This window comes from Streptomyces sp. NPDC050448 (genome assembly GCF_040655295.1).
Classification (GTDB): Bacteria; Actinomycetota; Actinomycetes; order Streptomycetales; family Streptomycetaceae; genus Streptomyces.
The window spans coordinates 21104-46440 of record NZ_JBFAJR010000016.1 but is presented as its reverse complement, the minus strand read 5'-3'; the positions used below and the strand labels follow the sequence as shown (position 1 = coordinate 46440).

Sequence of the window (25337 nt, the reverse complement as noted above, 5' to 3'; positions counted from 1 at the left end):
AGCCCGCGCTCGCGGGATCCCTGTCCAACTGACGCCACGTCAGCTAACGTCCCCCTTCGCCCGCCCACCCACATCCGGCGAAGGGGGACTCCTCCATGCCCATCACCGTGGCCCGGTTCAATCTCGTCGACCCGAACGGCACGCCCGAGACCCTCTCCGCCCGCTACAAGGCCGCACTGGAGATGGCGAAGTACGCGGACGACCGCGGGATCGACACCGTCCAGACCGAGGAGCACCACGGCACCGCCAACAACTGGCTGCCGTCGCCGTTCGCCTTCGCGGGCGCGGTCTTCGGCGCCACCCGCCGGATCGCGGTCACCGTCTCGGCGATCATCGGCCCGCTGTACGACCCGCTGAAGGTGGCGGAGGACATCGCGGTCCTCGACCTGCTGAGCGGCGGCCGCCTCGTCACGGTGGCGGGCATCGGCTACCGGCCCGAGGAGTACGAGCAGCACGGCGTCGAGTGGGGCCGGCGCGGCAGGCTCCAGGACGAGCTGCTGGAGACCCTGCTGAAGGCGTGGACCGGCGAGCCGTTCGCATTCCGCGGCCGCACGGTACGGGTGACCCCGGCGCCGTTCACGCAGCCGCACCCGCTGCTCCTGGTCGGCGGCAGCTCCCGGGCGGCGGCCCGGCGCGCGGCCCGTCTCGGGCTGCCGTTCTTCCCCAGCGCGCACCTGCCGGAACTGGAGGCGTACTACCACGCGCAGCTCACGGAGCACGGGACGGAGGGCTTCTGCATGATGCCCGCGGCCGAGACCCCGCTGCTGCACATCGCGGAGGACCCGGACCGGGTGTGGGCCGAGTACGGCGACCACTTCCTGCACGAGGCGGGCATGTACGCGTCCTGGCAGTCGAAGGACATCCGCAGCGCGGTACGGTCGGCCGCGCGCTCGGTGGCGGAGCTGCGCGCGGAGGGCGTGTACCGGGTCCTGACCCCGGACGAGGCGGTCGCGTACGCCCGGGGCGCGGGCGAGGCGGGGAACCTCGTGCTGCACCCGCTGTGCGGCGGGATGCCGCCGGACGAGGGCTGGCGCAGCCTGCACCTGCTGTGCGAACAGGTGCTGCCCCGGCTCAAGGACTGAGCGGGGGCAGCACCTGCCGTAAGAGGAGAGGGGGTAATGGCGGGGGTGGTTACCCCATCTCCTCCAACGCCTTGCCCTTGGTCTCCGGCACCCACTTGAGGATGAACGGGATCGAGAGCACGGCGAAGATCGTGTAGATGACGTACGCGCCGGACAGGTTCCAGTCCGACAGCGACGGGAACGAGACGGTGATGACCCAGTTGGCGATCCACTGGGCGGCGGCGGCCACACCGAGCGCGGCGGCGCGGATGCGGTTGGGGAACATCTCGCCGAGCAGCACCCAGACCACCACGCCCCACGAGAGGGCGAAGAAGAGCACGAAGGAGTGCGCGGCGATCAGCGCGACCGTGCCCTGGGTGTCCGGCATGGAGATGTTGTCGCCGGTGCCCTCCTTGTAGGAGAAGGCCCAGGCGCAGAGGCCGAGGGAGACCGCCATGCCGGCCGATCCGATGAGCGCGAGCGGCTTGCGGCCGATCCGGTCGACGAAGATCATCGCGATCACGGTGCCGATGATGTTGATGATCGACGTGGTGAACGAGTAGAGGAACGAGCTGCTCGGGTCGATGCCGACGGACTGCCACAGCGAAGAGCTGTAGTAGAAGATCACGTTGATGCCGACGAGCTGCTGGAAGACGGACAGACCGATGCCGACCCAGACGATGGGCAGGAAGCCGAAGCGGCCGCCGAGCAGGTCCTTGAAGGTGGACTTCTGCTCCGAGTGCATGGCGTGCTCGATCTCGGCGACGCGTCCGTCCAGGTCGATCTTCGAGCCCTCGACCTCGGCCAGCACCTTCTTGGCCTCGTCGGTACGGCCGACCGAGACCAGGAAGCGGGGGGACTCCGGGATGACGAAGGACATCAGCCCGTAGAGCGCGGCCGGGACGACCATGACGCCGAGCATCCACTGCCAGGCCTCGAAGCCGCCGATCTCGCCGCGCTGCTCGCCGTCGGCGAGGTTCAGGATCCCCCAGTTGACGAGCTGGGAGACGGCGATGCCGATGACGATCGCGGCCTGCTGGAACGAGGCGAGCCGGCCTCGGTAGGCGGCCGGGGACACCTCGGCGATGTAGGCCGGGCCGATGACGGAGGCCATGCCGATGCCGAAGCCGCCGATGACGCGCCACATGGCGAGGTCCCAGAGGGCGAACGGGAGGGCCGAGCCGATCGCGCTCGCCGTGAACAGGACCGCGGCGATCTGCATGCAGCGGATACGGCCGATCCTGTCGGCGATGCGGCCCGCGGTGGCGGCGCCGAGGGCACAGCCGATCAGCGCGGCGGCGATCACCTGGGCGAGTGCGGCCGAGCCGATGTCGAACCGCTCGCGGATGGCGACGACGGCACCGTTGATGACCGAGCTGTCATAGCCGAAGAGGAAGCCGCCCATGGCGGCCGCGGCGGCGATGAAGATGACGTGCCCGAGGTGGTCGGGACGGGCGGCCCGGCCTCCGCCGCCCGGCACCGGCGCCTGCGCTGTGCTGCTGGTCAAGGTCTGCTCCTGCGGTGCCCGGCTGCGGTGGCGGGCTGGGTGGGGTGGTTCCTTCAAGTGGTGCACAGCTGAAGATCCGGCACCACCCGAAGGGAAAAGGCAGCGGAGCGAGCCTATGTGTTCAGTTCTTGAAGTCAATAGTTGTGGAGAAGCTCACTTGCTCGGCGCGCGATTCACGGGCGGGAGGCAAGACATTCACTTCTTGAAAGGACGGGTTTCGAAGGAGTGGGTCAAACGGGTCAGACGGGTCAGCGAAGCCGCTGGCTGATGACCTTGGAGACTCCGTCGCCCTGCATGGAGACGCCGTACAGCGCGTCGGCGACCTCCATCGTCCGCTTCTGGTGCGTGATCACGATCAGCTGCGAGCTCTCCTGGAGCTCCTCCATGATCCGGATCAGCCGCTGGAGGTTGGTGTCGTCGAGCGCGGCCTCGACCTCGTCCATCACGTAGAACGGGCTGGGCCGGGCCTTGAAGATGGACACCAGCAGGGCGACGGCCGTCAACGACCGCTCGCCGCCGGAGAGCAGCGAGAGCCGCTTGACCTTCTTGCCGGGCGGCCGGGCCTCCACGTCCACGCCGCTGGTCAGCATGTTGTCGGGGTCGGTGAGGATGAGCCGGCCCTCACCGCCGGGGAACAGCCGCGAGAACACCCCCTCGAACTCCCGGGCCGTATCCCGGTACGCCTCGGTGAACACCTGCTCGACGCGCTCGTCCACCTCCTTCACGACCTGAAGGAGATCGGCCCGGGTCTTGCGCAGGTCCTCCAGCTGCTCGCTGAGGAACTGGTGGCGCTCCTCAAGCGCCGCGAACTCCTCCAGTGCGAGCGGGTTGACCTTGCCGAGCTGCTGGTACGCGCGCTCGGCCGCCTTGAGCCGCTTCTCCTGCCGGGCGCGGACGAAGGGGCCGGGCTGGTTGCGGGGGTGCTCCGGGTCCTCCGGGAGCTCCTCGCCCTCGGCGGGCAGGCTCGGCGGCACCGGCTGGTCCGGGCCGTACTCGGCGACGAGACCGGCGGCCTCCATCCCGAACTCCTCCAGGGCGCGGTTCTCCACCTGCTCGATGCGCAGCCGCTTCTCGGCGCCGAGAACCTCGCCGCGGTGTACCGAGTCGGTGAGCTTGTCGAGCTCGCCCTTGAGGTCGCGGCCGCGGGTCCGAGCCTCACCGAGCTCCCGCTCACGCAGCCCCTTGGCGTACTCGGCGGCGGCGCGCTCCTCCTCGGCCCGGCGCAGCGAGACCTCCAGGTGCGCGAGCAGCTGCCGGGTGCCGTCGCCGACGGCGCGGGCCACCCGGGCCTCGTGGCGCAGCCGTTCCCGGCGCCGCTCGGCGCGGGCCCGGGCCTCGCGCTCGGCGCGGGCCGCGCGGTCGAGCCCATCGGCCCGGCCGGCCAGGCCCTTGACCCGCTCCTCGTGGGTCCTGAGCTGGAGGCGGGCCTCCATCTCGGTCTGCCGGGCGTTGGCCCCGTCGGCGGCGAGGCGGTCCCGCACCGCGGTGTCGGGCTCCTCCTCGCCACTTCCGACGGGGTCGTTCTCCTCGGCGACGGCCAGGCGTTCGGCGCACTCCTCGACGTCGGCCAGCGCCTGCTCCAGCGCGTTCTGGGCCTTGGCCGCGGCGGCGGCACTGCGCTCGGCTTCGCCGGCGGCCCCCTTCGCCTGCCCGGCCAGCCGCCCCAGCTGCTGCGCCACCCCGGCCCGGGCCTGCTCCCCGGCCCGGCGGCGCTCGCCGATCTCCTCGACCCGCGCGGCGAGTTCCCGGCGCAGGGCCTGGGCGGCGTCCCGGGCCGTGCCGAGCTCCGCGCACTGCTCGTCGAGCCGGACCGTTTCGGCAGCCGCCTCGTCGACGGCGGCCTGAACCTCGATCAGGCTGGGGGCGCCGGCGGAGCCGCCGTGCGCGAGGTGCGTCCCGAGCACGTCCCCGTCGAGGGTCACGGCCACCACGTCGGGCCGCGCCCCGACGAGCTCCTCGGCCTCGTCGAGCGTCCCGACGACGACGTACTCCCGCAGCACCCATGCCACGGCCCGCACGGCAGCGGCATCCCCCTGCACGAGCCCCCCGGCGGGCAGCCCGAGCCCGGCCTGCGCAGGACCCTGCTCGCCCGCAGAGGAGCCCCCGACGGGCAACGCCCTAGGCGCGGGGGGCGGCGCGCAACCGTGGTCCTCCCGCCGTACGGACGAGCCCGGCCCCACCGTGGCCTGAGCCGCGAGGCCCGGGGCGGAGCGCAGTTCCTCGCATCCGGCATGCAACACGGGCCCGGACCCCGGGGCAGAGCCTGCGGCAGGCACCCCCGGCTCCGCCCACCCCTGAGCACCGGGCCCCGCAACGAAGCCCCGGTCAGACCCTCCCGGCTCTACCGACGCCCCAGCACCGGCCCCCACAACGGAACCCCGGTCAAACCCTCCCGGCTCCGCCGACGCCCCAGCACCGGCCCCCGCAACGGAACCCCGGTCAGGTCCTTCCAGCCCCGCAGGCGGTTGAGGCGCGGCGTCCGAGTCGGGGTGGGGGAAAACTCCCCCCGCCCCGACGCCGTCGGCCGCGGCCCGCCCCGGGAGCGGGGTCGCGGCCGACGGGCCCGCCGGAGCGCCCGGGAACGGGGTCTGGCCTGGGAACGGGGTCTCGCCCGGGAACGGGGTCGCGGCATCCGCATCGGCGCCGGCCTGTGCTGCCGGGGCGCCCGGGACCGGGGCCACCGCCTGGCCCGGGAACGGGATCCCGCCCGACAGGCCCGCCCGGGCCTGGGCCGCCGCTTCGGGCAGGGCCGGGAAGGCCGGGGCCGGGGCCGGGGCCGGGCCCTCCGGGGGCGGGGTGATCAGGAACGTGGCCCGGCCCGCATCCGCGTCCCTCAGATGCCGAATGGCCCCGGCCGCCGCCCCCGCCGACGCCACGGCCACCGCATCCGCCGCGGAGCCCAGTGCCGCCGCCACCGCGACCTCGTACCCCGGGGTCACCGACAGCCGCTCCGCCGCCGGACCCAGCAGCCCGGCCAGCCGCTCCCGCGCCGCGAGCAGCGCTCCCGTGCCGTCCTTCCTCCGCAGCCCGAGCGCCAGCGCATCCCGCCGCGCCGCCACCGCCGCCCGCGACTTCTCCGCGGCCGTCACCGCGTCCCGCGCCGCCGCCTGTGCGGCCTCCGCCGCCGCGAGCTCCGCCCGCGCCGCCGCGTACTCCTCGTCCACCGCGGGGTCTTCGAGGCCGCCGACCTCCTCGGCCAGCGCCTCGTACTCCGCCTGCGCGGCCCCCGCCCGGGACTCGGCCTCGTCCCGCGCCGCCACCAGCCGGTCGATCTCCGCCTGCGCGGCGCCCGCCCGGGACCGGGCGGCGCCCAACCGCCCCGTCAGCCGGGCCAGGCCCTCGCGCCGGTCGGCGATGGCCCGCGCGACGTCCCGCAGCCGCCGCTCCTCCTCGGCCAGCGACCGCTCCAGCTCGGCCCGGTGCAGGGCGGTGTCCTCCAGCGCCCGCGAGGCCGCCTCCAACGCGGCCGTCAGCTCCGCCTCCTGCTCGCGGATCCGCGCGGCCTCCCGCTCCATGTCCTGCGGATCGCGGCCGCGCCGCTCCTCTTCCGGCGGAGCCGAGGCCGACTTGACCCGCGCGTCGGCCAGGGACGCAGTCCCCCGTACGCGCTCCGCCAGCTGCGACAGCTCGTACCAGGTCTGCTGGGCCCGCTGGAGCCGCGGCGTCAACTGCCGCACCGTTTCCTCCAGCTCCGCCTCGCGCCGCAGCGCGTCCGCGAGCTGGGCCTCGGCCGCCTCCTTGCGCTCCTTCAGCGCCGCCTCGTCCGCGATCTCCGCGTCCAGCGCGCCCCGCAGCGTGACCAGGTCGTCGGCGAGCAGCCGCAGCCGCGCGTCGCGCAGGTCGGCCTGGATGACGGCCGCCCTCCGGGCCACCGCCGCCTGCCGCCCCAGCGGCTTCAGCTGGCGTCGCAGTTCGTCATTGAGGTCCTGCACGCGCGCGAGATTGGCCTGCATCGCGTCCAGCTTCCGCAGCGCCTTCTCTTTGCGCTTGCGGTGCTTGAGTACGCCGGCCGCTTCCTCGATGAAGGCGCGGCGGCCCATCGGATCGGCGTGCAGGACGGAGTCCAGTTGGCCCTGGCCGACGATGACGTGCATCTCGCGGCCGATGCCGGAGTCGGAGAGCAACTCCTGGATGTCGAGCAGCCGGCAGGTGTCGCCGTTGATCTGGTACTCGCTGCTGCCGCCGCGGAACATGATCCGCGTGATGGTGACCTCGGCGTACTCGATCGGCAGGGCGCCGTCGGAGTTGTCGATGGTCAGCGAGACCTCGGCGCGCCCGAGCGGCGGCCGCCCGGTGGTGCCGGCGAAGATGACGTCCTCCATCTTGCCGCCGCGCAGCGACTTGGCACCCTGCTCCCCCATGACCCAGGACAGCGCGTCCACCACGTTGGACTTGCCCGAGCCGTTCGGGCCCACGACGCAGGTGATGCCAGGCTCGAAGCGCAGGGTGGTTGCAGAGGCGAAGGACTTGAAGCCACGCAGGGTCAGGGACTTGAGGTGCACGCCGCCGGACTCTACCTTTCGCGTTCGGTTTCACCCATGAAGGTGCAGGGCACAACTGACGTTAAAGGAATCGGCCCCCCACCTGGCCCAACGCGCTCGCGCACGCCTGACGCGGTGGTCAAAGAAAGAAGGGACGCCGGAGCGTCCCTTGCAGATCATGCGGGGCTTGAGTCGAGTGACGAGTTGAGCGCGGATCAGGTGAGCGCAGGCTCCGCCTGGGGTACGTCGATGTCGATGCGGTCCAGCAGCGAGTCTCCGTGCTGAGCGGCGGCCGCGTTCAGCGCGTCGTTTTCGGACTGAATCCGTACGAGCTCGGACTCGAGGTCCTGGACGCGCTGCTGAAGCCGTCGCATCTCGGCGAGGAGTCGCGGATCGGAACCGCCGACGTAACCGAGAAGCGCCTTTGCCATGATGGATGGTCCTCCACACTGAGTGACCGACCGAAGCGGTGTGGGTCGTGAGGGAATCGCACCCGCGGATGTCCGGCAGCGACTGTCAGTCACTGCACGCATTTCTTGCTAACACTGCCAGCACTGCCAAACAGCTCAGGTGCGCGGGGCTTCCAGCGTCTCACCAAAAAGTTTGACGGTCAACACGATCACACCCCGTATCGGCGAGCGGCCCGGCCCTCCCAGGGGGCATGGAGATCGTCCGCTGCTTCGAGCCTTCCACGGATCACGGCCGCCGGCAACGCGTCGGCGGCGAACACGCAGTTCCGGCCGGGTGCGGACCGCCGGGAGATGCGATCAGTACATGATCAGCCGATCGGTCACCGCATCGCGAACCCGTCGTAGCCACCGCGCGGTGTGCCCCAGATCTCTGTCACTCCGTCCACCGTCCCGGGCGTGTCGGCGGAGCGCAGCCAGTCCAGCAGCCGGTGGCAATTCTCACGTTGACCTTCAGCCACAACCTGCACTCGTCCGTCGTCGAGGTTGAGCGCGAACCCGACGACTCCGCCGATCTCCAGCGCATTGGCCCTGGTGAACCAACGGAAGCCCACTCCCTGTACACGGCCGCGCACCCAGGCGGTCAGGCGGACATCTTCATTCATGCGTGAACGCTAACCGGGCGAAGAGTTCCGGCCCACATCGCCCCCGCGCCCCATGCCGTACAGTCGCGCAGCAATGAACTCACCCATTTGGGTGAGTAAGGGATGATCTTGACCTTCAAGGAAGGTACGTCGCCGATGGGACGCCACCGACTCCACGCCGCGCCGCGCCCCGGCGTCAAGCGCCGCACCCTCCTGCGCACCGGCCTGCTGGGCGTCTCCGTGGCCGTGGTCCTCGGCACGGCGGCCGTGACCACCGGCATGGTCCCCGTCAGCACCTCCTTCCCCTATGTCGGCGTCGCCGCCGGCATGGCGACCGTCAAGACGCAGGCCAAGGCGGAGCCGTCGCCGAGCCCCGGCACCGCGATCGAGCAGCGGGGCGGCCTCGCCAGCCTGTCCGGCCGCGCCTCCTCGGCCCCCGCAGCGAGCAGCCCGTCACCTTCCGCCTCCCCCTCACCTTCGGCCTCCCCTTCCCCGTCGGCCTCGCCGAGCCCCTCCGCCTCACCCACTCCGTCCGCCTCCGCCAAGGAGCCGGCGAAGCCGGAGAAGATCCCGGTCCCGGCCCTGCCGAAGACGGCCCCGCCGAAGGCGGCCGCACCGAAGACGGCCCTGCCGAAGGCGGCCGCACCGAAGGCGGACCCGCCGAAGACGGCCGCGCCCAAGCCGCCGGCCCTGCCGGCCCCGACGCCCGATGACGGCCACTCCGCGGAGGAGGCCGCCGTACTCACCCTGGTCAACCAAGAGCGCGCGCAGGCCGGCTGCGGACCGGTCCGGGCGAACCCGCCGCTCGCAGCGCTGGCCGGAGCCTTCAGCAAGGACATGGCCATCCGCAGCTTCTTCGACCACACCGACCCCGACGGCAACACCCCCTGGGACCGCGCCACCAAGGCGGGCCTCTCCGGGCTCGGCGGCGAGAACATCGCCCGCGGCCAGGGTGACGCGCAGTCGGTCATGAACGCCTGGATGAACAGCCCGGACCACAAGGCGAACATCCTCAACTGCGAGTTCCGCACACTGGGCGTCGGCGCCTACTTCGCGGACGGCGGCCCCTGGTGGACCCAGAACTTCGGCTTCTAGCCGCAGGAAGCACTAACCACCCGAAAGCGCAAGCTATTGGTGAGCGCTGTACAGGGTTAAGCTGACCGGTATGGAGACAGAACTTCCGTTTGACGCCTTCGCGCGCGCGTGCCCGTCCCGGGAGACCCTGGAACACGTCACCGGCCGCTGGGGCAGCCTCACGGTGGGCGCCCTGCGCGACGGCTCGTGCCGTTTCAACGAGCTGCGCCGCAAGGTCGACGGCGTGAGCGAGAAGATGCTCTCCCAGACCCTGCACGCGCTGGAGCGCGACGGCATCGTCAACCGCGAGGCGCAGCCGACGAACCCGCCGCGCGTCGACTACGAGCTGACCCCGCTCGGCGTCGAGGTCGCCGACCGGCTGGTCGCGCTCATCCACTTCCTCGAGGGCAGCATGCCCCAGGTGCTGAGCGCCCGGGAGTCCTACGACGCCGCGCGCGGTGGCCGCTGACAGCGCGGGCAGAAGTAGCTCGACCGGTTCATCCACGGGCGGCGCCGCATCGGGGTGCCGCAGCGCCGGCAGGGCTCGTCCTCGCGCCCGTAGGCGTCGAGCGACCGGTCGAAGTAGCCGGACTCCCCGTTCACGTTGACGTAGAGGCTGTCGAAGCTGGTACCGCCGACTTCGAGGGCCGCGTTCATCACGTCCCGGACATGGCCGAGGAGTTCCGCGCTCCGGGGGCGCGTCAGGGTGGCGGTGGAGCGCTCGTAGTGCAGCCTGGCCCGCCACAGCGCCTCGTCGGCGTAGATGTTCCCGACCCCGCTGATCAGGGACTGGTCCAGCAGGGCCCGCTTGACGGTCGTCCGCTTGGCGCGCAGCGCCGCGTGGTAGGCGGCTTCGTCGAAGAGGGGGTCCAGCGGGTCCCGGGCGATGTGCGCGATGACGTCGGGCAGCCCGTCGGGCGTGTTCTCGTGGAGCGAGAGCCCGCCGAAGGTGCGCTGGTCGACGAAGCGGAGCTCGGTCCCGGCGGCGTCGCGGAAGCGCACGCGGATCCGCAGGTGCTTCTCGTCGGCGGCCTCCTCGGGCTGCACGAGGAGCTGTCCGCTCATGCCGAGGTGCCCGAGCACCGAGAGGTCCCGCCCCTCCAGGGGCAGCCACAGGTACTTGCCGCGCCGCTGCGGGACGCCGATCGTCTCGCCCGTCAGCCGCGCCGCGAAGTCGGCCCCGCCGGCGGGGTGGCGGCGTACCGCGCGCGGGTGCAGCACCTCGACGGCCTCGACGGTCCGGCCGGCCACCCAGCGCTCCAAGCCCCGCCGTACGACTTCGACTTCGGGCAGCTCGGGCACGGTGGTCCTCCGGAGGGGGTGCGTTCTGGTCGCTCCCGGCGAGCGTACCGGCCTCCCCCGCCGGGCCCGGAAACGGGTCCGCCCGCCCCTGCGCGGCAGGGGCGGGCGGGAGATCCCGAAGGAAGGGTTCAGCCGTTCGGCGTCGGGTCGGCGGGTGTCGGCGACCCGCCGTCCTCGGCCGGGGCCGCGGTGTCGGCCGGAGCCGCCACCGTGACCTGGACGGCGGCAGCGGCCGCGGCTTCCGCCGCGATCCGCTCGTCCGCCTTGGCACGGATACCGCGCCAAGCGGACTCCGCCGCCTGCTGTTCCGCTTCCTTCTTGCTGCGGCCGGTGCCGGTGCCGTACGAGACACCACCGACGCGGGCGGCAGCTGTGAAGGTCTTCTCGTGGTCCGGACCGGTCTCGGTGACCAGGTATTCCGGTACGCCGAGGCCTTCGGCCGCCGTGAGCTCCTGGAGACTGGTCTTCCAGTCCAGGCCGGCCCCGAGGTTCGAGGACTTCTCGATGAGCGGGTCGAAGAGCCGGTGGACCAGCTCCGAGGCCGCTTCGAGGCCCTGGTCGAGGTAGACCGCGCCGATCACCGCTTCAAGGGTGTCGGCGAGGATGGAGGCCTTGTCCCGGCCACCCGTGCCCTCTTCGCCCCGGCCGAGCCGGATGAAGGAGCCGAGGTCGAGGCCGCGCCCGACCTCCGCCAGTGCGCGTGAGTTGACCACCGCGGCCCGCAGTTTGGCCAGCTGGCCTTCGGGCAGGTCGGGGTGGGTCGTGTACAGCGTGTCCGTGACCACCAGGCCGAGCACGGAGTCCCCGAGGAACTCCAGGCGCTCGTTGGTGGGCAGACCGCCGTTCTCGTACGCGTACGAGCGGTGGGTCAGTGCACGCACCAGAAGGGCGGACTCGAGTCGATACCCGAGCCGCCCTTCCAGAAGCGTGTGGGACGAGGCCGCGTTGTTACTGTCTGCCTGCTTCTCAGCGTTGGACAGCTCAGACATTGCGCCTCTCACCAGCCGCTCAGACCTCGAGGACCTGGCGCTTGTTGTAGGTGCCGCAGCTCGGGCACGCAATGTGCTGGAGCTTCGGCTCCTGGCAACGCTCACACGAAACCAGGGTGGGGACCGCAGCCTTCCACTGCGACCGGCGGTGGCGCGTGTTGCTGCGCGACATCTTCCGCTTCGGAACAGCCACGGCTACTTCTCCTGCTTCTCGGCGGCGCTCTGAACGTCGTCAGATGCAGTGCCGCTCATGTTGTCCTTCTCGTCGTCCTGATCGGTCACGACGAGTTCCTGCAGTGCCGCCCAACGGATGTCGACGGCGTCATGGTGGTGGTCCGGGTCGTCGTTCAGGCTGAGCCCGCAATCGGGGCACAGTCCGAGACAGTCCTCCCGGCACACCGGCTGCATGGGCAGTGCGAGCACCACCACATCCCGCAGCACGGGTTCGAGGTCGAACAAGCCGTCCTCGAGGGAGAGCGTGTCCTCGTCGTCCTCGGCGTCGTCGGCCGGCTCCGCCTTCGAGCGGCTCCGGTCGTCGGCGTCAGGGTACGAGAACATCTCCTGGAAGTCCGCCTTGAGCTCACGCTCGACGGACTCCAGACACCTTACGCACTCCCCTACGGCCGATGCACGGGCGGTGCCTGTGACAAGCACCCCTTCCATGACCGACTCGAGGCGGAGGCTGAGCTTCAGCGGGGCGCCTTCCGGTACCCCGATGACGCCGGCGAGACCGAGGTCCGCCGGTGCCGCGATCTCACGGGACAGCCGCTGCATGGCACCAGGACGCCGACCCAGCTCGTGCGTGTCGAACACGAGGGGGTTGCGGTGGTCGAGGCGGGTATTCAGGGCCGTTCCTGCTTTCACAGATCGCTGAAGATCAAAGACTCCGCCACTTGTGGGCAGCATGGATCGCGGTGCATACGCGCGACCGAAGAGCCAGGATACCCGGCGCTTCGCTCTGAGCCCAATCCGGCCTAGCGCCCCTGCTCGTACTGGCGCAGCTGGTCCAGATTGATCATGCTCGTGTCGAAGAAGCTGGTCTCGTCGAGGGCGGGCTGCTGCGGCTGCTGCGGGGCCTGCGGCTGCTGCTGGTAGGCCGCGTAGGGGTCCGGCTGCTGCTCGTAGCCCATCGCCGCGTACGAATCCGGCTGCTGGACCTGGTGCTGGTAGCCGTAGGGATCCCCATAGGAGGGCGCGGCGTAAGCCGTTCCGGTGGAGCCGGCGCTTGCACCGGGGAACGCGTCCTGCTGGGGCTGCTGGTAGCCGTACGCGTCGTACGCGGGCTCCGGCTGGGCCTGCGCCGGGATCGCGGGGGCCATCGGGGCCGCCGGCTCCGCCAGGCCCGCCAGGAAGTCCGCGTCGCTCGCCGAGCGGGACTGCTGCGCCCCCACCGCGTCCTGGGCGGCCATGTGCGCGCCGAGGTCGTCCGTGGGCACCCGGCCCAGCAGCTTCTGGCGGCCCCGGCCGACGGCCTCCAGGGTCTTGGAGAGCACCGCCTCGAAGGTCGCCAGCTTGGTGTCCACGTACGCGTCCGCCTGCTGCCGCTGGGTCTCCGGGTCGTGGCTGCGCTCGGGCGCGTCCGCGTCGGGGTAGCCCTGGTCGTCCAGGCCCGGGCCGCGGCCCAGCAGCTTCTCGCGGCCGCGGTCGACCGAGCCGATGGTCTTGCTGAGCACGACCTCGAAGTTCGCGAGCTTGCTGTCGACGTAGTCGTCGGCCTCGGCCCGGACCTCCTCGGCCTCCCTGCGGGCGTCCGCCAGGATCCGGTCCGCCTCCGCCTGGGAGCGGCGCGCGACCTCGGTGTCGGAGATCAGCGAACCGCGCTGGGCGTGCGCGGACTCGATGATCCGCTCCGCCTCGCGGTGGGCGTCCTCGACCATCTGCTCGCGGCCGCCGATGAGCTCCTGCGCCTGCGCGAGCGAACCGGGCAGCGCCTGGCGCACCTCTTCGAGCTGGGCGAGCAGCTCGGCGCGGTTGATCACGCAGGAGGCCGACATGGGCATGGACCGGGCGCCGCCGACGGCCGCGACGATCTCGTCGAGCTTCTTCTGCACGTCCATGGGGGCTCGCACTCTCTCGGCCTCGGGCGGTTCCTGAGACGGACGGGACGACTTTAAGGCCACCGGGCGAACGCCCGACACCGACTGACGGCCCGTCAGTCCGTCAGCGGTTGGCGAGCCGCTCGGTCAGTGCCGCGTGCACGTGCGGCGGCAGCAGGTGGGCGACGTCGCCGCCCCAGGCCGCGACCTCCTTGACCAGGGAGGAGGACAGGAAGCTGTAGGTGGGATTGGTCGGCACGAACAGCGTCTCGACTCCCGAGAGCCCGATGTTCATCTGGGCCATCTGGAGCTCGTAGTCGAAGTCGCTGACGGCCCGCAGGCCCTTGACGATGGCCGGGATGTCGCGCTGCTTGCAGAAGTCGACGAGCAGTCCGTGGAAGGACTCCACCTCGACGTTTCCGTAGCCGGCGGTCGCCTCGCGGATCAGCTCGATCCGTTCCTCGACGGTGAACAGCCCCTGCTTGGACTGGTTGATCATCACGGCGACGTGCACGACGTCGTAGAGCCGGGAGGCCCGGCCGATGATGTCGAGGTGTCCGTTGGTGATGGGGTCGAATGACCCGGGACAGACGGCTCGGCGCAACTTGGGTCCCTCGCTCTCCGGTGCGGGCATCATGAGTCTTCGCTGGTGAAGGCGGCGCGACCGTACCAAAGGGTGCCTTCGCCGTACTTGCGGGAGCGGAGCGGCTCGAACCCCTCGGGCCACGGGAACGCACCGCTCCTCGTACCGCGCTCCACGGTGACGAGCGCATCGTCCGTGAGCCAGTCATTGGCGCGGAGTGTGAGGAGGATCTCGCCAAGATCACCGTGGCTGACGGCGTACGGCGGGTCCAGGAAGACGACGTCGTACGGGTCCCCGCCCGCCCGGGCCGCCACGATCTGCTCCGCCTTGCCCGCCCGGAACTCGGCGCCGGGCAGGCCCAGCGCCTTGATGTTGTCCCGGATCGCCTTGACGGCCTTGGCCTCGGGCTCGACGAGCAGCGCGTGGGCCGCGCCGCGGGAGAGGGCCTCCAGGCCGACGGCGCCGGAGCCGGCGTACAGGTCGAGCACCCGGGCCCCCTCGACGCCGTGCAGCGACTCCCAGGTGGAGAACAGGCCTTCGCGCATCCGGTCCGAGGTCGGCCGGGTGCCGGTGCCCGGGGGCACGGTCAGCCGTCGCCCGCCGGCGCTGCCGGCGATCACGCGGGTCATCTGGGTCCTTCGGTACGACGGTGATGGTGGGGTACTGACGGGTACGGGCGGGTTCCTGACAGGTGCTGCCCGGTACTGCGGAGTTCAACGATAGGTCGTACCGCTCCGGGCGGCCCGGGGCGGTACCGCTCAGCCCTTCTCCAGGTACTGCTCCCGCTCGGTGTCCAGCAGGGCGTCCAGGGCGCTCCTCAGGCCCGGCAGCCGCTCCAGCTCCGGGTCGGCGGCGACCACGCGGGTGGCCTCCTCCCGGGCCTGGGCGATGACCTCCTCGTCCTCGATGACCGCGAGCATGCGCAGTGAGGACCGCACGCCCGACTGGGCCTGGCCCAGCACATCGCCCTCCCGGCGCTGTTCGAGGTCGATCCGGGAGAGCTCGAAGCCGTCCAGGGTGGCGGCGACCGCGGCCAGCCGGGCCCGGGCGGGGCTCGCCTCGTGCATCTCGCTGACGAGCAGGCACAACCCCGGCGCGGAGCCGCGGCCGACGCGGCCGCGCAGCTGGTGGAGCTGGGAGACGCCGAACCGGTCCGCGTCCATGATCACCATGACGGTGGAGTTCGGCACGTTCACGCCGACCTCGATGACGGTGGTGGCGACCAGCACCTTGACCTCGCCCGCGGCGAAGCGGCGCATGACGTCGTCCTTGTCGGCCGGGTCCATCCGGCCGTGCAGCACCTCCACCGACAGCCCGGCGAGCGGCCCGCGGGTGAGCTGCTCGGCGATCTCCAGGACGGCCAGCGGCGGCCGCTTCTCGCTGTCGTCCTCGGCGGTCTTCTTCTTCGGATCGTCCTCGCCGTCGCCGATGCGCGGACACACCACGTACGCCTGGTGGCCGTTCTCGGCCTCCTCCCGCACCCGCTCCCAGGCCCGGGCCAGGAAGTGCGGCTTGTCCTTGGCCGGTACGACGTGGGTGGCGATCGGGGAGCGGCCGGCGGGCAGCTGGTCGAGGACGGAGGTCTCCAGGTCCCCGAAGACGGTCATCGCGACCGTGCGCGGGATCGGGGTCGCGGTCATCACCAGCAGGTGCGGGGGCTGCTTCCCCTTGGAGCGCAGTGCGTCGCGCTGCTCCACGCCGAAGCGGTGCTGCTCGTCGACCACGACCAGGCCGAGGTCGTGGAACTGCACCTTGTCCTCGATGAGCGCGTGCGTGCCGATCACGATGCCGGCCTCGCCGGTGACCAGGTCGAGCAGGGCCCGGCGCCGCGCGGGCATCCCCATGGAGCCGGTGAGCAGCACGACCTCGGTGCCCTGGTCGGAGCCGCCGAGCATGCCTCCCTCGGCGAGCTCGCCCATCATCTCGGTGATCGAGCGGTGGTGCTGCTGGGCGAGCACCTCGGTGGGCGCGAGCATGGCGGCCTGCCCGCCGCAGTCCACGACGGCGAGCATGGCCCGCAGCGCGACCATGGTCTTCCCGGAGCCGACCTCGCCCTGGAGGAGGCGGTGCATGGGGTGCTCGGTGGCCAGGTCGTCGAAGATCTCCTTCGAGACGGTCTGCTGGCCCTCGGTGAGGGTGAAGGGGAGCTTGGCGTCGAAGGCGTCGAGCAGGCCGCCGGGAGCGGGGCGGCGCGGGACGGCCGGGAGCTGGGAGTCGGCGTGCCGGCGGCGGGCCAGGGCGACCTGGAGGACGAAGGCCTCGTCCCACTTCAGCCGCTGCCGGGCGTCCTCGATGTCGGCCTTGGTTCCCGGCCGGTGGATCTTCAGCAGGGCCTCGGTGAGCGGGACCAGTCCGCGGCCCTCGCGCAGTGCGTCCGGCAGCGGGTCCACGGCCTCCCGGGCCCCGGGCAGTACGGCGTCCACGCATTTGGCGATCTTCCAGGACTCCAGCTTGGCGCAGGCCGGGTAGATCGGGATGAGCTGATGGGCGAAGGCGGTGGCGGCGTCCCGGTCGGAGGCCTCCGCGCCGAGCGGCTCGTACGCGGGGTGGGCCAGCTGGAGCTTGCGGTTGAACATCGAGACCTTGCCCGCGAACATCGCGCGGCTGCCCGGCAGCAGGTCCTTGTGCGGCTTGTGGACGCCCGCGCCGAAGAAGACCAGCTGGAGGCGGCCGCTGCCGTCCGTGATGGTCACCTCCAAGCGCTTGCCCCGGCCCCCGTTGAACGTCAGGATCCGGGCGTCGGCGACCTGGGCGACGACCGTCACGTGCTCGTCGATCTGGTCGGCGAGCTCGGCCAGCGAGGTCAGCTCGCCGCGCTCGGCGTACCGCCGCGGATAGTGGTGGAGCAGGTCCAGGGCCGTGTGCAGGCCGAGCTGCTCGGCCAGCACCTTGGCGGTGGCGGGGCCGAGCGTCTTCTTGAGGTCTTCGTCGAGCGCGGGCACGTGTTCATTGCACACCATCGCGCTGACAAGTCGGCTATTCGACCCCGATGAGGAGGGGCGCCGAGTACCGCCCGCCGCGGTAGGTGACCGTGTCCACCGCCAGGTGCCCCTGCTGCACGTACGCCTCCAGGCGCGCGGCGAGGGCGTCCGGCACCTCCGGCCCCAGGACCAGGGTGACGAGTTCGCCGCCGGAGCCCAGCATCCGCGCCAGGACGGCCTCGGCGGTCTCGGTGAGGCCGGACCCGATGACGGCGACGTCGCCGTCGATGAGCCCGAGCACGTCCCCCGCCTGGCAGATGCCGGCGGAGGTGAAGGACTGCCGTTCGGCGACGGCGAGTTCCGCGTAGCGGGTGGCGCCGGCCGCCGCGGTCATGGCGACCACGTCCTCGTCGAAGCTGCCGTCCGGGTCGTGCACGGCGAGGGCGGCCAGGCCCTGGACCGCGGACCGGGTGGGGATCACCGCCACCCGTACGCCGTCGGCGCGGGCCCGTTCGGCCGCGGCGGCCGCGGCCGCCCGCTGGTCGGCGCCTCCGGGCAGCAGCACCACCTCGCGGGCGTGCGCGCGCCGGATGGCATCGGCGAGTTCGGCGGCGTCCGGCACCTCTCCCGGCCGGGCGAGCACGGTGGTGGCGCCCGCCTCCCCGCACAGCCCGGCCAGCCCCTCGCCCGGGACCACGGCGACCACGGCCCGCTGGACGCGCTCCCCGCGCGCCCGGCGCCGTTCGTCGCCGAAATGGGTGATGCGGATCCGGTACGGCCGCCCCGCGATCACGCCCGCCTCCACGGCGGCGCCGGGGTCGTCGACGTGGACGTGCACGTTCCACAGTCCGTCGCCGCCGACCACCACCAGGGAGTCCCCGAGCCCGTCGAGGCGTTCGCGCAGCTCCCCCACGGCCGGCTCGGCGGCCTCCAGCAGGTAGATCACCTCGTACGCGGGCCCGCCGTGCTCCTCCGCGTCGCAGGGCTGCGGCGGCTGCGGTACGGGCACGGCCCGGCCGCGGACCGCCTCGGCGGCGGGCTCCTGTCCGGACAGCGCCTGCCACAGCGCCCCGAGTACGGCGACCAGCCCGCAGCCCCCGGCGTCGACCACCCCGGCCCGGCCCAGCTCGGCCAGCTGGCCCGGGGTGTCCGCCAGGGCCGCGCGGGCCCCGTCGTAGGCGGCCCGGGCCACGTCGGCGGCGGTCCCGGCGGCCGCCCCGGCCGCCTCGCCGGCCCGTGCCGCCGCGGCGGCGACGGTGAGCATCGTGCCCTCCACCGGGTGCGCGACCGCCCGGTACGCCTCCTCCGCGGCCCGGGTCAGCGCCTGGGCCAGCAGCCGGCCCGGCCCGCGATCCCCGGGCTCGTCGCCGAGTACGTCGGCCACTCCGCGCAGCAGCTGCGCCAGGATCGTCCCGGAGTTCCCCCGGGCGCCTATGAGGGCGCCGTGCGCGTAGGCCCGTACGGCCTGGGAGAGGGAGGGGGTCCCGGCCCCGGCGCCCGGCCCGGCCCCTGTGGTCTCGCTCACGTCCGCGGGCACGTTCCCGAGGGCCGCGGCCAGTGCGCGGTCCGCCGATTCGGCGGTCAGGTAGAGGTTGGTGCCGGTGTCCGCGTCCGCGACCGGGTAGACGTTGATCGCGTCGATGTCCTCGCGGGCCCGGCCCAGTGCGGCCACGGCCAGCGAGCTCCAGGTGCGCACCGCTGCGGCGTCGAGCTCGTGGGGGGGCTGCGGCTCGTGCGGCACCGGGCGTTCCTCCTTGTGCGGACCAGGGTTCACCGCAGGGTAACCAAGGACTGCAGGGCGTCCGGGACCGCGGGGCGGGGTCGGCGGCGGCCATGGTAGTTTTCTTGGACGGACGCAGTCGTTGTATGCTGCTCCGGTTGCCCGATGAGAGTCGGGCCATTCCCCCGGCAAACCACTCAGACTTCTGATCCGGTGCGCCGGATTTCACTGTAAGTGCATCTGAAGTCTTTGGAGTGACCTGTGGCTGCCAACTGCGACGTTTGCGCCAAGGGGCCGAGCTTCGGCAACAACATCTCCCACTCGCACCGCCGCACCTCGCGTCGCTGGAACCCGAACATCCAGCGCGTTCGTGCCATGGTCAGTGGGACGCCGAAGCGCCTCAACGTCTGCACCTCGTGCATCAAGGCCGGCAAGGTCTCGCGCTGACGCCAACTGTCGTAGCGCAGCCCTTCCGGTTGCCAAGAAGGCCGGTCCACCTCGTGGACCGGCCTTTTGCCTTGCCTGGACCGACCAGGCGTGAAGACCACCGCATCACGTGATGCGGTGGTCTTCTGCCGTGCGGTGGGCTCAACGGTGCCACTGCCAGGCGTGGTCCACCGGGCCGATGCCGCCGCCGAGCGCGAAGCCGGCCGCGATGGCGCCGGTCACGTACTCCTTGGCCTCCATGACGGCCTGCGGCACGTCCTGCCCCTTGGCGAGCCCGGCGGCTATCGCGCTGGCGAGGGTGCAGCCGGTGCCGTGGGTGTGCCGGTTGTCGTGGCGCGGCGCCCGCAGCCACAGCCGGGTTTCGCCGTCGGTCAGCAGGTCGGCGGCCTCGTTCCCGTGGGCCGCCAGGTGCCCGCCCTTGATCAGCGCCCACTCGGGCCCGTAGGAGAGGACGGCGTCGGCGGCCCGCCGCATGTCGTCCTCGCTCTCCACCACCACGCCCGTGAGCTGCGTCACCTCGTCCAGGTTGGGGGTGGCCACGGTGGCCCGCGGCAGCAGCTCCTTGCGTACGGCGTCCAGCGCCGAGGCGGCGAGCAGCGCGTCCCCGTGCTTGGAGACCCCGACGGGGTCCACGACGGCGGGGGCGGAGGTGGCGGCGAGCAGGTCGGCCACCGTCTCCACCAGCGCGGCGCAGGACAGCATCCCGGTCTTGACCGCCTGCACCCCGATGTCGTCCACCACGGCCCGGTACTGGGCCCTCACGGCCTCGGCGGGCAGCTCCCAGACTCCCTGTACCCCGAGGGAGTTCTGGGCGGTCACGGCGGTCACCACGCTCATCCCGTGCACACCGAGTGCCAGCATGGTCTTGAGGTCGGCCTGGATCCCGGCGCCACCACCGGAGTCGGATCCGGCGACGGTCAGGCACAGCGGTGGCGCGTCGGTCATCTCGAGGTCTCCTCGGTGGACGGGTCGGAGCCGAAGTGGTCCCACCCGCCGGTGCTGGTCCAAGGGGCGCCGTCCACGGTCACCTGGGGCAGCGCGGACCGGTTCAGCACCTCCCCGATGACCTTCCAGCGGGCCGGCAGTTTCACGTCGGGCGGGAAGGTCGCCACGATGGCGTGATCTTCTCCTCCGGTGAGCACCCACTGCAAGGGGTCGACCCCGACGGCCTGCCCGATGTCGTGCATCTGGGTCGGGATGTCGACGGCCGCCGAGCGCAGGTCGATCCGCACCTTGCTGGCCTCCGCGATGTGCCCGAGGTCGGCGATCAGGCCGTCGCTGACGTCGGTCATGGCGGTGGCGCCGAGCCCGGCGGCCGCGGGGCCCGCGTGGTACGGGGGCTCGGGGCGCCGGTGCGCCTCGACGAAGGCCCGCGGGGAGCGGAAGCCGCGCGAGAGCACGGCGAATCCGGCCGCGGACCAGCCCAGCCAGCCCGTGACGGCCACGACGTCGCCGGGCTGGGCGCCGGAGCGCAGCACGGGCTCGTGGTTGCGCAGGTCGCCGAGGGCGGTGATGGCCACGGTGATCGTGTCCCCGCGGACGACGTCGCCGCCGACCACGGCCGCGCCGGCGACCTGGCACTCGTCGCGCAGCCCGTCCATCAGCTCCGTGGGCCAGGTGACCGGCAGCTCGGCCGGGACGACGAGGCCGAGCAGCAGTGCGGTCGGCACCGCGCCCATGGCGGCGATGTCGGCGAGGTTCTGTGCGGCGGCCTTGCGGCCGACGTCGTAGGCCGTGGACCAGTCGCGCCGGAAGTGCCTGCCCTCGAGCAGGATGTCGGTGCTCGCCACGACCCGCCGGTCGGGGGCCGACACGACCGCGGCGTCGTCGCCCGGTCCGAGCCGGACCGCCGGGGTGGTGGTGAGCCGTGAGGTGAGCTCCCGAATGAGCCCGAACTCCCCCAGCTCGCCCACAGTGCCCTTCATCGCTGTGCCCCTTCTTGCCCAGTCCGCTTGCGGTCGCGAGCCGTCACAGCTCTGGGTACCGTCAACAGATACGTCAACTTCTGCTCTCCGTACGCCCCGCTGTGCGTGGCGCCGTGCCCCCGGGTCTCCCCGTGGTGCTCGGCAACGCGGTACCGTGGCGTCCCTTCTTCCCCGGGCCCACCCGAATCCCTGGGCCCATCCGAAGGTTAGGGGAATCGATCCTCGTGGCCGCCCTGGAGGTTCCGTGGTACAGGCGTACATCCTTATCCAGACCGAAGTGGGCAAGGCGTCGTTCGTCGCCGAGTCCATCAGCCAGATCGCGGGGGTGATCCAGGCCGAGGACGTGACGGGCCCGTACGACGTGATCGTGCGCGCCCAGGCCGACACCGTGGACGACCTCGGCCGCATGGTCGTGGCCAAGGTCCAGCAGGTGGAGGGCATCACCCGCACCCTGACCTGCCCGGTGGTCCATCTGTAGCCCCCGTCTACTCTTGGCCGGTGATGTCCCTCCACCGCCGGCCCGTCCGTGTGTCCGCCCTGCCCGTACTGGTCGCCGTACTGGCCCTCGCGGGTTGCACGCCGGGTGATTCCGAAGCCCGGGTGGACCCGCCGCCCACGCCGCCCACCGACGTCGCGGGGTTCTGTGCAGCACTGCACAAGGAACTCCCGGAGACGGTGGCCGGCCTGGCGCGGGCCAGGACCGCGCCGGAGTCGGGTCTGACCGCCGCGTGGGGCGGCTCGGCGATCGTACTGCGGTGCGGTATCCCCAAGCCCCCCGAGATGGCGGATCCGAAGCAGGAGGGCGTCGAGGTCAACGGCGTCCGGTGGCTGCTGGAGAAGCTCCCCGACAGCGCCGGCGGCGGGTTCCGGTTCATCACCGGAATGCGGCTGGCGTACACCGAGGTCCGGGTCGACAAGGAGCATGCCACGGATGCGGGGATGCTGGTCGGACTGTCCGCCGTCGTGGCCAAGACCGTCCCCGAGGGCATCTCGTCCTATTGACGGCCCGACGGCCCGGCACCCCGCTCGCACACCGACCGCCCGCCGGGAATCCCGGCGGGCGGTCGGCATTGCGCTCTGCGGCTGCTGCTGGGGGCTAGCGCAGCCCGGTGGAGCGGCGCAGGGCCGCCTGGATCAGGCGGTCCACCAGCTCCGGGTACTCGATGCCCGACTCCTGCCACATCCGCGGGTACATGGAGATCGGGGTGAAGCCCGGCATGGTGTTGATCTCGTTGATGACGAAGGTGCCGTCCTCGGTGAGGAAGAAGTCGGCGCGCACCAGGCCCTCGCAGGACGCGGCGTCGAACGCCTCGACCGCGAGCCGCTGCACCTCGGCGGTCTGCTCCGGGGTGAGCGGAGCGGGCACGATCCCGGAGGCGGAGTCGATGTACTTCGCCTCGAAGTCGTAGAAGTCGTGGCTGGAGACCGGCGGGATCTCGGCCGGCATGCTCGCGCGCGGCCCGTCCTCGAACTCCAGCACCCCGCACTCGATCTCGCGACCGCGCAGCAGCGCCTCCACGATGATCTTCGGGTCGTGGCGCTGGGCCTCGCGGATCGCCGCGTCCAGGCCGGACGCGTCGTCGACCTTGGTGATGCCGATGGAGGAGCCGGCGCGGGCGGGCTTGATGAAGAGCGGCCAGCCGTGCTCACCGGCGAAGTCCAGGATCCGGCCGCGGGCGGCGTCCCGGTCGGCTTCCCACTCGCGGGGGCGGACGGTCACGTACGGGCCGACGGGGAGGCCGAAGGAGGTGAAGACCCGCTTCATGTACTCCTTGTCCTGGCCGACGGCCGAGGCGAGGACGCCCGAGCCGACGTACGGGATGCCGGAGAGCTCCAGGAGGCCCTGGAGGGTGCCGTCCTCGCCGTACGGGCCGTGCAGCATCGGGAAGACGACGTCGACCTCGCCCAGGGCCTTGGGGACGGCTCCCGGCTCGGTGTAGACGACCTCGCGGTTGGCCGGGTCGACGGAGAGCACGACGGCGCCGTCCTCGGAGTCCGCAAGCTCCTCGACGCTCGGGAGCCTGCGGTCGGCGATGGCCATCCGCGCGGGCTCGTCGGCGGTCAGCGCCCATCGGCCGTCCGTGGTGATGCCGATGGGCAGCACCTCGTACTTGGACCGGTCGATGGAGCGCAGCACGGCGCCCGCCGTGACGACCGAGATGGCGTGTTCCGAGCTGCGGCCGCCGAACACGACGGCCACGCGGGGCTTGCGGCCCTGCTGCTCAGGGGTCTGGGGGAGGTTCTCGCTGCTCATATCGCCACGACGATACCCGCTCGGACGTCCGGAAAGGAGTCAGCGGCGTTCCGGTTTGGCGCTGCGCCCCATCAGTTCCTTCAGTGCGACCAGCGGCGGCTTGCCGTGGTGGACGATGTCGACGACGGTGTCGGTGATCGGCATGTCCACTCCGTGGCGGCGGGCCAGATCGGCCACCGACTGGCAGGACTTGACTCCCTCGGCGGTCTGCTTGGTGACCGCGATGGTCTCGTCGAGGGTCATTCCGCGGCCGAGGTTGGTGCCGAAGGTGTGGTTCCGGGAGAGCGGCGAGGAGCAGGTGGCGACGAGGTCGCCGAGGCCCGCGAGACCGGAGAAGGTGAGCGGGTCGGCCCCCATCGCCAGGCCCAGCCGGGTCGCTTCGGCGAGGCCGCGGGTGATGAGCGAGCCCTTGGTGTTGTCGCCCAGGCCCATGCCGTCCGCGATGCCCACGGCGAGGCCGATGACGTTCTTGACGGCACCGCCGAGCTCGCAGCCGATGACGTCGGTGCTCGTGTACGGGCGGAAGTACGGGGTGTGGCAAGCCGTCTGGAGGCGCTGCGCGACGGCCTCGTCGGAGCAGGCGACGACGGCGGCGGCCGGCTGGCGGGCGGCGATCTCACGGGCCAGGTTGGGGCCGGTGACGACGGCGACGCGCTCGGCGGGGACCTTGGCCACCTCCTCGATGACCTCGCTCATCCGCTTGGCGGTGCCGAGTTCGATGCCCTTCATCAGGGAGACGAGCACGGCGTCGGCGGGCAGCAGCGGGGCCCATTCGGCGAGGTTGCCGCGCAGGGTCTGGGAGGGGATGGCGAGGACCGCGAAGTCGGCGCCGCGCGCGGCCTCGGCCGGGTCGGTGGTGGCGCGCATGTTCGCCGGGAGTTCGACGTCCGGGAAGTAGTCCGGGTTGGTCCGGCCGGTGTTGATGGCGTCGACGACTTCGCTGCGGCGGCCCCACAGGGTCACCTCGCAGCCTGCGTCGGCGAGCACCATGCCGAAGGCCGTGCCCCAGGAGCCGGTTCCGAAGACGGCTGCCTTCACGGGACGTGTCACTTCTGGTCCTCCCCCGCGGCCTTGTGCCGCTGTTCCGCCCTGGCCTTGCGATGGTCGTACGGCTGCTCGGGCGCCTTCTCGCCGCGCAGCTCCTCCAGCAGCTCGGTGATGGCCGCCATGATGGTCTCGGTGGCCTCCTTGAGCACGTCCGGCGTGGGCTCCCGGTCGTAGAACTCGGAGAGGTCCACGGGAGGTCCGGCGAGCACCTGGAGGGTCTTGCGCGGGAACAGCCGGACCTTGTCCTCCTTGGCGTAGGGCGGCATCGCGAGATTCGCGCCCCACTGGGCCACCGGAATGACGGGCGCCTTGGTCATCAGCGCCACCCGCGCCGCGCCGGTCTTGCCGGCCATCGGCCACATGTCCGGATCGCGGGTGAGAGTGCCTTCCGGATAAAAGGCCACGCATTCACCGCGCTCGATCGCGTCCACGGCGGCCCGGAATGCGTCCAGGGCGTTGGTGGTCTCGCGGTAGACCGGGATCTGGCCGGAGCCGTGCAGGATCGCGCCGACAATGGGGACCTTGAAGAGGGCCGCCTTCGCGAGCAATCGGGGCACCCGGCCGGTGTTGTACTGGAAGTGCGCGTAGGAGAGCGGGTCCAGATACGAGTTGTGATTGACGGCCGTGATAAAACCGCCCTCGGCCGGAATGTGATCCATTCCCCGCCAGTCCCGCTTGAAGAGCACCACCAGCGGCGGTTTTGCGATGACCGCCGCCAGGCGGTACCAGAAGCCGATTCTGCGGCGGGACACTCGGACACCCTTCCTCTAGGACCGGTGCGTGGGGGTACCTCCCGGCGGTAGCTGGGGGAGCTTGGGCACCTCGTCGGCCGGACAAGTGTGGCCTCAGGTCCGGTCTCTGTCGAGAACACCGTACGCCCCGCCCTGAGCACCGGACCGCCGGGCCGACCGGGCAGAGGCGACAATGAGCCGATGCACG

The 25337-nt window shown here is 71.9% G+C and carries 24 protein-coding genes; 6 read left to right on the top strand and 18 right to left on the bottom strand.

Annotated elements, in window-relative coordinates:
- The first annotated feature begins 95 nt into the window (after nt 1-95).
- Complete coding sequence (locus tag AB0I68_RS20220) at nt 96-1082, top strand: LLM class flavin-dependent oxidoreductase (protein ID WP_363178697.1); 987 nt, start codon at nt 96-98, stop codon at nt 1080-1082.
- Between the two features lie 49 nt (nt 1083-1131).
- Here the strand turns inward: AB0I68_RS20220 and AB0I68_RS20215 are convergent, their stop codons facing one another.
- The 4 genes from AB0I68_RS20215 to AB0I68_RS20200 all read right to left on the bottom strand — a co-directional run bounded on the left by AB0I68_RS20215 (nt 1132) and on the right by AB0I68_RS20200 (nt 8121).
- Nucleotides 1132-2568 (bottom strand): sugar porter family MFS transporter, encoded by a 1437-nt coding sequence (locus tag AB0I68_RS20215; RefSeq protein WP_363178696.1) that lies wholly within the window; start codon nt 2566-2568, stop codon nt 1132-1134.
- A gap of 248 nt (nt 2569-2816) precedes the next feature.
- Nucleotides 2817-7070, bottom strand: a complete 4254-nt coding sequence (locus AB0I68_RS20210) for an AAA family ATPase (RefSeq protein WP_363178695.1) — start codon at nt 7068-7070, stop codon at nt 2817-2819.
- Nucleotides 7071-7264: 194 nt separating this feature from the next.
- On the bottom strand, nt 7265-7480 hold the full coding sequence (locus tag AB0I68_RS20205; RefSeq protein ID WP_030162422.1) for a hypothetical protein: 216 nt from the start codon (nt 7478-7480) through the stop codon (nt 7265-7267).
- A gap of 359 nt (nt 7481-7839) precedes the next feature.
- Nucleotides 7840-8121, bottom strand: coding sequence for an acylphosphatase (locus AB0I68_RS20200; RefSeq protein WP_053786111.1), 282 nt, complete (start codon nt 8119-8121; stop codon nt 7840-7842).
- A 135-nt stretch (nt 8122-8256) separates the two neighbouring features.
- On the opposite strand from AB0I68_RS20200, the gene AB0I68_RS20195 reads away from it, so the two are divergent.
- Nucleotides 8257-9195, top strand: coding sequence for a CAP domain-containing protein (locus AB0I68_RS20195; protein ID WP_363178693.1), 939 nt, complete (start codon nt 8257-8259; stop codon nt 9193-9195).
- A 70-nt stretch (nt 9196-9265) separates the two neighbouring features.
- Nucleotides 9266-9643 (top strand): helix-turn-helix domain-containing protein, encoded by a 378-nt coding sequence (locus AB0I68_RS20190; protein ID WP_363178692.1) that lies wholly within the window; start codon nt 9266-9268, stop codon nt 9641-9643.
- Here AB0I68_RS20190 and mutM read toward each other — a convergent pair.
- The 9 genes from mutM to AB0I68_RS20145 form a co-directional block, all read right to left on the bottom strand.
- Entirely contained in the window at nt 9616-10476 is an 861-nt protein-coding gene (gene mutM, locus AB0I68_RS20185; RefSeq protein ID WP_363178691.1) for a bifunctional DNA-formamidopyrimidine glycosylase/DNA-(apurinic or apyrimidinic site) lyase, read from the bottom strand. The two genes, AB0I68_RS20190 and mutM, sit on opposite strands and share 28 nt — an antisense overlap.
- Nucleotides 10477-10604: 128 nt before the next feature.
- The gene (gene rnc, locus AB0I68_RS20180) at nt 10605-11465 is read right to left on the bottom strand and encodes a ribonuclease III (protein ID WP_363178690.1); all 861 of its coding nucleotides are present in this window, start codon (nt 11463-11465) and stop codon (nt 10605-10607) included.
- A gap of 19 nt (nt 11466-11484) precedes the next feature.
- Nucleotides 11485-11658, bottom strand: coding sequence for a 50S ribosomal protein L32 (gene rpmF / locus AB0I68_RS20175; protein WP_003965982.1), 174 nt, complete (start codon nt 11656-11658; stop codon nt 11485-11487).
- A 2-nt stretch (nt 11659-11660) separates the two neighbouring features.
- The gene (locus AB0I68_RS20170) at nt 11661-12371 is read right to left on the bottom strand and encodes a DUF177 domain-containing protein (protein WP_363178689.1); all 711 of its coding nucleotides are present in this window, start codon (nt 12369-12371) and stop codon (nt 11661-11663) included.
- Nucleotides 12372-12439: 68 nt separating this feature from the next.
- Complete coding sequence (locus AB0I68_RS20165) at nt 12440-13522, bottom strand: ATP synthase F0 subunit B (RefSeq protein WP_363178688.1); 1083 nt, start codon at nt 13520-13522, stop codon at nt 12440-12442.
- 103 nt (nt 13523-13625) lie between these two features.
- On the bottom strand, nt 13626-14105 hold the full coding sequence (gene coaD, locus AB0I68_RS20160; RefSeq protein ID WP_363178687.1) for a pantetheine-phosphate adenylyltransferase: 480 nt from the start codon (nt 14103-14105) through the stop codon (nt 13626-13628).
- A 29-nt stretch (nt 14106-14134) separates the two neighbouring features.
- The gene (gene rsmD / locus AB0I68_RS20155) at nt 14135-14713 is read right to left on the bottom strand and encodes a 16S rRNA (guanine(966)-N(2))-methyltransferase RsmD (protein ID WP_363178686.1); all 579 of its coding nucleotides are present in this window, start codon (nt 14711-14713) and stop codon (nt 14135-14137) included.
- A gap of 129 nt (nt 14714-14842) precedes the next feature.
- The gene (gene recG, locus AB0I68_RS20150) at nt 14843-17044 is read right to left on the bottom strand and encodes an ATP-dependent DNA helicase RecG (RefSeq protein ID WP_363178685.1); all 2202 of its coding nucleotides are present in this window, start codon (nt 17042-17044) and stop codon (nt 14843-14845) included.
- A gap of 16 nt (nt 17045-17060) precedes the next feature.
- Nucleotides 17061-18746 (bottom strand): DAK2 domain-containing protein, encoded by a 1686-nt coding sequence (locus AB0I68_RS20145; RefSeq protein ID WP_363178684.1) that lies wholly within the window; start codon nt 18744-18746, stop codon nt 17061-17063.
- A gap of 240 nt (nt 18747-18986) precedes the next feature.
- On the opposite strand from AB0I68_RS20145, the gene rpmB reads away from it, so the two are divergent.
- On the top strand, nt 18987-19172 hold the full coding sequence (gene rpmB, locus AB0I68_RS20140; protein ID WP_030298506.1) for a 50S ribosomal protein L28: 186 nt from the start codon (nt 18987-18989) through the stop codon (nt 19170-19172).
- Nucleotides 19173-19313: 141 nt separating this feature from the next.
- On the opposite strand, the gene thiD is transcribed toward rpmB, so the two are convergent.
- The gene (gene thiD / locus AB0I68_RS20135; protein WP_363178683.1) at nt 19314-20117 is read right to left on the bottom strand and encodes a bifunctional hydroxymethylpyrimidine kinase/phosphomethylpyrimidine kinase; all 804 of its coding nucleotides are present in this window, start codon (nt 20115-20117) and stop codon (nt 19314-19316) included.
- A complete protein-coding gene (locus AB0I68_RS20130) occupies nt 20114-21097 on the bottom strand; it encodes a thiamine-phosphate kinase (RefSeq protein WP_363178682.1) in 984 nt (327 codons plus the stop codon). Before AB0I68_RS20130 ends, thiD begins: the two co-directional genes overlap by 4 nt.
- Before the next feature lie 244 nt (nt 21098-21341).
- Here AB0I68_RS20130 and AB0I68_RS20125 point away from each other — a divergent pair, with 244 nt between their 5' ends.
- Nucleotides 21342-21575 (top strand): Lrp/AsnC ligand binding domain-containing protein, encoded by a 234-nt coding sequence (locus AB0I68_RS20125; RefSeq protein ID WP_281206340.1) that lies wholly within the window; start codon nt 21342-21344, stop codon nt 21573-21575.
- A 23-nt stretch (nt 21576-21598) separates the two neighbouring features.
- On the top strand, nt 21599-22099 hold the full coding sequence (locus AB0I68_RS20120; RefSeq protein ID WP_363178793.1) for a DUF3515 domain-containing protein: 501 nt from the start codon (nt 21599-21601) through the stop codon (nt 22097-22099).
- A gap of 94 nt (nt 22100-22193) precedes the next feature.
- On the opposite strand, the gene AB0I68_RS20115 is transcribed toward AB0I68_RS20120, so the two are convergent.
- From AB0I68_RS20115 to AB0I68_RS20105, 3 genes are read right to left on the bottom strand one after another with little or no spacing between them, the layout of a single operon-like run.
- The gene (locus AB0I68_RS20115) at nt 22194-23351 is read right to left on the bottom strand and encodes a D-alanine--D-alanine ligase family protein (RefSeq protein WP_363178681.1); all 1158 of its coding nucleotides are present in this window, start codon (nt 23349-23351) and stop codon (nt 22194-22196) included.
- A 39-nt stretch (nt 23352-23390) separates the two neighbouring features.
- Nucleotides 23391-24401, bottom strand: a complete 1011-nt coding sequence (locus tag AB0I68_RS20110) for an NAD(P)H-dependent glycerol-3-phosphate dehydrogenase (protein ID WP_363178680.1) — start codon at nt 24399-24401, stop codon at nt 23391-23393.
- On the bottom strand, nt 24398-25150 hold the full coding sequence (locus tag AB0I68_RS20105) for a lysophospholipid acyltransferase family protein (protein ID WP_363178679.1): 753 nt from the start codon (nt 25148-25150) through the stop codon (nt 24398-24400). The genes AB0I68_RS20110 and AB0I68_RS20105 overlap by 4 nt, the downstream gene beginning before the upstream one ends.
- Nucleotides 25151-25337 lie beyond the last annotated feature (187 nt).